General features: G+C 71.0%; 6 protein-coding genes. All 6 read left to right on the top strand.

The window, feature by feature from the left end; genetic code table 11:
• Window positions 1–33 precede the first annotated feature (33 nt).
• From hisB to hisF, 6 genes are read left to right on the top strand one after another with little or no spacing between them, the layout of a single operon-like run.
• Window positions 34–627: an imidazoleglycerol-phosphate dehydratase HisB gene (gene hisB / locus AA75_RS36655; RefSeq protein ID WP_033824734.1), complete on the top strand. Its 594-nt coding sequence runs from the start codon at window positions 34–36 to the stop codon at window positions 625–627.
• Window positions 624–776, top strand: a complete 153-nt coding sequence (locus AA75_RS51175; protein WP_033824735.1) for a hypothetical protein — start codon at window positions 624–626, stop codon at window positions 774–776. Before hisB ends, AA75_RS51175 begins: the two co-directional genes overlap by 4 nt.
• A gap of 40 nt (window positions 777–816) precedes the next feature.
• Window positions 817–1452, top strand: a complete 636-nt coding sequence (hisH, locus tag AA75_RS36665) for an imidazole glycerol phosphate synthase subunit HisH (RefSeq protein ID WP_033824736.1) — start codon at window positions 817–819, stop codon at window positions 1450–1452.
• Between the two features lie 19 nt (window positions 1453–1471).
• Complete coding sequence (gene priA, locus AA75_RS36670) at window positions 1472–2197, top strand: bifunctional 1-(5-phosphoribosyl)-5-((5-phosphoribosylamino)methylideneamino)imidazole-4-carboxamide isomerase/phosphoribosylanthranilate isomerase PriA (RefSeq protein ID WP_033824737.1); 726 nt, start codon at window positions 1472–1474, stop codon at window positions 2195–2197.
• Complete coding sequence (locus AA75_RS36675) at window positions 2194–2628, top strand: RidA family protein (RefSeq protein ID WP_033824738.1); 435 nt, start codon at window positions 2194–2196, stop codon at window positions 2626–2628. The genes priA and AA75_RS36675 overlap by 4 nt, the downstream gene beginning before the upstream one ends.
• A complete protein-coding gene (hisF, locus tag AA75_RS36680; protein ID WP_033824739.1) occupies window positions 2625–3395 on the top strand; it encodes an imidazole glycerol phosphate synthase subunit HisF in 771 nt (256 codons plus the stop codon). The genes AA75_RS36675 and hisF overlap by 4 nt, the downstream gene beginning before the upstream one ends.
• Window positions 3396–3439 lie beyond the last annotated feature (44 nt).

Here is a 3439-nt window from a genome sequence, read left to right on the forward strand (position 1 = left end):
CGTCCGCTATTCCATCAAGGAGCTGTAACCCGCATGTCCCGTACCGGCCGCGTCGAACGCACCACCAAGGAGACCTCCGTCCTGGTCGAGATCGACCTCGACGGCACCGGGAGGACCGAGATCTCCACGGGCGTCGGGTTCTACGACCACATGCTCGACCAGCTGGGCCGCCACGGACTCTTCGACCTCACCGTGAAGACCGACGGCGACCTGCACATCGACACCCACCACACGATCGAGGACACCGCCCTCGCGCTCGGCGCCGCCTTCAAGCAGGCGCTCGGCGACAAGGTCGGCATCTACCGCTTCGGCAACTGCACCGTGCCGCTGGACGAGTCGCTCGCCCAGGTCACCGTGGACCTCTCCGGCCGCCCCTACCTGGTGCACACCGAGCCGGAGAACATGGCGCCGATGATCGGCAGCTACGACACCACCATGACCCGGCACATACTGGAGTCCTTCGTCGCCCAGGCGCAGGTGGCCCTGCACGTGCACGTCCCGTACGGTCGCAACGCGCACCACATCGTCGAGTGCCAGTTCAAGGCACTCGCGCGTGCTCTGCGCTACGCCTCCGAGCGCGACCCGCGCGCGGCGGGCATCCTCCCCTCGACCAAGGGTGCGCTGTGAGCAAGTCCGCAACACTGCTGATCATCGCCGGGCTCTTCCTGTCCGGCGGCGTGTACTCGTTCTGGAAGCAGAAGCAGTCCAAGAGCCTGATCGCGGTCCTCGCGATCGGTGCCGCGCTGTGCCTGGCCTCCGGCGTGATGCGCCTCTAGGCCAGCGACAAGCCAGCGACGGAAGAGACTAGAGAACCTGATGGCCAAGAACGTCGTCGTCCTCGACTACGGCTCCGGCAACCTGCGTTCCGCCCAGCGCGCCGTCGAGCGCACCGGCGCGGACGTCACCGTGACCTCCGACTTCCAGACCGCCCTCAACGCCGACGGCCTGCTCGTCCCCGGCGTAGGCGCCTTCGAGGCCTGCATGCGCGGCCTCAAGGCGGTCCGCGGCGATGTGATCATCGGCCGCCGGCTCGCCGGCGGCCGCCCGGTGCTCGGCATCTGCGTCGGCATGCAGATCCTCTTCGAGCGGGGCGTCGAGCACGGCGTGGAGAGCGCCGGCTGCGACGAGTGGCCCGGCACCGTCGAGCCGCTGGACGCGCCGATCGTCCCGCACATGGGCTGGAACACCGTGGACGTCCCCGCGGGCAGCCGGATGTTCGCCGGACTCGACCCCCAGGAACGCTTCTACTTCGTGCACTCCTACGGGGTGCGCACCTGGGAGCTGCAGGTCACCAACGAGTCCATCGCCGCCCCGCTGGTCAGCTGGACCACCCACGGGCAGCCGTTCGTCGCGGCGGTGGAGAACGGACCGCTGTGGGCCACCCAGTTCCACCCCGAGAAGTCCGGCGACGCCGGCGCCGCCCTGCTGACCAACTGGGTCAACACCCTCTGAGCCAGGAGCCTTTCCACCGATGAGCCGCCTCGAACTCCTCCCCGCCGTCGACGTCCGCGACGGCCAGGCCGTGCGCCTGGTCAAGGGCGCCTCCGGCACCGAGACCTCCTTCGGCGAGCCGCTCGCCGCCGCGCTCGCCTGGCAGCACGCCGGCGCCGAGTGGCTGCACCTGGTCGACCTGGACGCCGCCTTCGGCACCGGCTCCAACCGCGAGCTGCTGGCCGAGGTCACCGGCCGCCTCGACATCAAGGTCGAGCTCTCCGGCGGGATCCGCGACGACGCCTCGCTGGCCGCCGCCCTCGCCACCGGCTGCACCCGGGTCAACCTCGGCACCGCCGCCCTGGAGACCCCGGAGTGGGTCGCCAAGGTGATCGCCGAGCACGGGGACAAGATCGCGGTCGGCCTGGACGTGGTCGGCACCACCCTGCGCGGCCGCGGCTGGACCCGCGACGGCGGCGACCTCTACGAGGTGCTCGCCCGGCTCGACTCCGAGGGCTGCGCCCGCTACGTGGTCACCGACGTCAACCGCGACGGCACCCTGACCGGCCCCAACCTGGAGCTGCTGCGCAACGTCTGCGCCGCGACCGACCGGCCCGTGGTCGCCTCCGGCGGGGTCTCCTCGCTGGACGACCTGCGGGCCATCGCCACCCTGGTGCCCGAAGGTGTCGAGGGTTCGATTGTGGGCAAGGCCCTCTACGAGCAGAAGTTCACCCTCGAAGAGGCCCTGGAGGCTGTGTCCCGATGACCGATACCCCGGCCGCGCCGCGTTCGCACCGAGTCTCCGGCTTCTCTCCCTGGGAGGAGCAGTTCGGATTCTCCCGGGCTGTCGCGGTCGGGGACACCGTCCTCGTCGCCGGGACCACCGCCTTCGAGAACGGCATGGTCCACCACGAGGGCGACCCGTACAACCAGACCCTGGCCGCCTTCGAGGTGGCGTTCAAGGCGCTCGCGGAGTACGGGCTTTCGGCCGCCGACGTGGTCCGCACCCGGATGTACCTGACCCACGTCCGGGACTGCGACGAGGCCGGCCGCGCACACAAGCAGCTGTTCGACACGGTCCGCCCGGTCGCCACCATGGTCGTGGTCGAGGGCCTGATCGACTCCCGGATGATGGTCGAGGTCGAGATCGAGGCCTACCGTCCCGGGCTGGCAACCTCCTTGGAAGGCACGCAGTGACCCTCGCCGTACGAGTCATCCCCTGTCTGGACGTCGACGCCGGACGGGTCGTCAAGGGCGTCAACTTCCAGAACCTGCGCGACGCCGGCGACCCGGTCGAACTCGCCAAGCTCTACGACGCCCAGGGCGCCGACGAGTTGACCTTCCTGGACATCACCGCCTCCTCCGGCGACCGGGCCACCACCTACGACGTGGTCCGCCGCACCGCCGAGCAGGTCTTCATCCCGCTCACCGTCGGCGGCGGCGTACGGACCACCGACGACGTCGACAAGCTGCTGCGGGCCGGCGCCGACAAGGTCGGCGTCAACACCGCCGCGATCAGCCGGCCCGAGCTGATCCGGGAGATCGCCGAGCGGTTCGGCCGGCAGGTGCTGGTGCTGTCGGTGGACGCCCGCCGCTGCCCCGAGGGCACGGTGACCCCCTCCGGCTTCGAGGTGACCACCCACGGCGGACGCCGGGGCACCGGCCTGGACGCGATCGAGTGGGCGGTGCGCGCGGCCGAGCTGGGCGCGGGCGAGATCCTGCTCAACTCGATGGACGCGGACGGCACCAAGGACGGCTACGACCTGGAACTGATCCGGGCCGCCCGCAAGGCCGTCTCGATCCCGGTGATCGCCTCCGGCGGCGCCGGCAAGCTCGCCGACTTCGCCCCGGCCGTCGACGCCGGCGCGGACGCGGTGCTCGCCGCCAGCGTCTTCCACTTCGGCGACCTGACGATCGGCGAGGTCAAGCAGTCCCTCCGCGAAACGGGCCACCCCGTCCGCTGACCCGCCCCGGGGCCGGGCCGCCCCCTCTGGGGGCACGCCCCCAG

Origin of the sequence: Kitasatospora sp. MBT63 (assembly GCF_000710465.2) — a bacterium.
Taxonomy (GTDB): domain Bacteria; phylum Actinomycetota; class Actinomycetes; order Streptomycetales; family Streptomycetaceae; genus Kitasatospora.

Coding starts and splice junctions, on each gene's coding strand:
- hisB (WP_033824734.1), top strand. CDS start 34: ATGTCCCGTACCGGCCGCGTCGAACGCACCACCAAGGAGACCTCCGTC.
- hisH (WP_033824736.1), top strand. CDS start 817: ATGGCCAAGAACGTCGTCGTCCTCGACTACGGCTCCGGCAACCTGCGT.
- priA (WP_033824737.1), top strand. CDS start 1,472: ATGAGCCGCCTCGAACTCCTCCCCGCCGTCGACGTCCGCGACGGCCAG.
- AA75_RS36675 (WP_033824738.1), top strand. CDS start 2,194: ATGACCGATACCCCGGCCGCGCCGCGTTCGCACCGAGTCTCCGGCTTC.